General features: G+C 75.8%; 1 protein-coding gene. It reads right to left on the bottom strand.

Annotated elements, in window-relative coordinates; genetic code table 11:
* Positions 1-1213 (bottom strand): thioesterase domain-containing protein (locus tag A7A76_RS02355; protein ID WP_241200682.1); only part of this gene is annotated, 1213 nt, incomplete at both ends.

Here is a 1213-nt window from a genome sequence, read left to right as displayed (position 1 = left end):
GAGCGCGCGGCCACCGCGCGTCCGCGCGGCGCCTTGGCCGGCGTCGCGGCTTGCAGGCAGCGGCGCACTGCGTCGGCGACCGCTTCGACCGCGCCGGCTTCGATCGCGGTGTAGTGGTCGCAGTCGACGTCGATGCGGCGCAGCGGCGCCGGCAGGTGCGCGTTCCAGCCGTAGTCGGCCGGCGCTTCGGGATAGCCCTGCAGCGCGCGCACCAGGCCGACCCGCACGCCGGCCGGCAGCGCCGGAACGGCGTAGGCGCGGCACAGACGTTCGCTGGCGGCGGCGACGCGGTAGGTCGCCATGAAGTAGTCGCGGCTCAGTTGCAGGCCCTGCGCGGCGATCAGCGCGTAGAGATGTTCGCCGCACGCCGCTTCGTCCATCGCCGCCAGCGCGTCCGCGTCGATATCGGCGCGGCCGCCGAGCCCGGCGAGCAGGTGGGCGAAGGTCGCCGCGGTCAGCTCGGCTTCGCTGCGCGTGCGCTGCGGCGGGCACACGCTGTCGAGCAGCACCAGCGCTTCGGGCGGCTCGCCCTGCGCGGCCAGTTGCCGGGCCATTTCGAAGCCGAGCACGCCGCCGTTGGAATACCCCAGCAGGCGATACGGACCGCGCAGGCCGGCGGCGCGCAGCGCGGCGAGGTTGTCGGCGGCGGCCTGTTCCAGGCTGGCCGGCAGCGCGGCGCCGTCGAGGCCGGCGGCGTCGAAGCCGAACACCGGCCGTCCGTCGCCGAGCGCCTGCGCGAGCAGACGCAAGGACAATACGCTGCCGTCGGCGCCCGGCAGCAGCAGCCACGGCGCGCCTTCGCCGGCGCGCATCGGCACCAGGCGCGCGGCGGGGTCGGCGATGCGCGTTGCGCCGGTGGCGCTGGCGTTCGAGTCGTCGGCGACGGGTTCGTTGGCCGCGGCCGGCGCGGCGTCGGCGGCCCACATCGCCACGTCGGCCGCATGCGGATGCAGCTCGGCCAGATGCAGCGCCAACTGCTGCGGTTGCGGATAGCGGAACAACAGGCTCGGCGGCAAGGCCAGGCCGAGCAGATCGCCGAGGCCGGCGATCAGTTCGGCGATGGCCATCGAGTCCAGGCCCAGCGCGATCAGGTCGGCGCCGGCGTCGAGGCGGTCGGCGTCGGCGCCGGTGCGCGCGGCGATTTCCTGGCGCAGGTAGCGCTCCAGCTTGTCGGCCGGCGCGGTCGTCGCGCCCTCGCCCGCCGCGCCTGCGC

The organism is Lysobacter enzymogenes, assembly GCF_017168095.1.
Lineage (GTDB): Bacteria > Pseudomonadota > Gammaproteobacteria > Xanthomonadales > Xanthomonadaceae > Lysobacter > Lysobacter enzymogenes_D.
This window is presented reverse-complemented; position numbering and strand designations above follow the sequence as displayed.